The following is a 480-nucleotide window of genomic DNA, read 5'->3' as shown; positions in this document are numbered from 1 at the left end:
TAAGTCCGGTCGGCTCGCGGGGTGAACTTTGCTGAACCAACAGCCGTCTTCGTGGTCGCCGAGACCATGACCTGTACAGGTATCCGTGCAGTGGGTCAGCGTGGCAGATGAGGTGAAGGGCGGGCGGCGATGGCCGGACCGATCGTGGTGGGGGTGGACGGCTCTGCGCCGTCCCACGCGGCGGTGGAGTGGGCGGCCCTCGATGCGGGGCGAAGACGGTTGCCGCTGAAGATCGTGCATGTGTGCGAGCAGTGGCAGGACAACGTCAACGGCAGGAAGTATTGCGCGGGGGTGCTGGAGGCGGCCGTCGGCAGGGTGCACGCGCTGGACGCGGGGATCGAGGTGGACGCCGAGATGCCCGGGGGAAACGTCGTGGAGAGGCTGATCGCCCAGGCCGTGCGGGCCGACAGCATCGTGCTCGGCAGCCGTGGGGTGGGCGGGTTCTCCGGGCTGCTCCTCGGGTCGGTGACCCTGGGTGTC

The 480-nt window shown here is 69.0% G+C and carries 1 protein-coding gene; it reads left to right on the top strand.

From position 1 onward, the window contains the following. Positions 1-129: 129 nt before the first annotated feature. The coding region (locus FAF44_RS53700; protein ID WP_237111196.1) for a universal stress protein at positions 130-480 on the top strand (351 nt) is incomplete at its 3' end.

It is taken from the genome of Nonomuraea sp. MG754425, from assembly GCF_021699195.1.
Classification (GTDB): domain Bacteria; phylum Actinomycetota; class Actinomycetes; order Streptosporangiales; family Streptosporangiaceae; genus Nonomuraea.
This window is presented reverse-complemented; position numbering and strand designations above follow the sequence as displayed.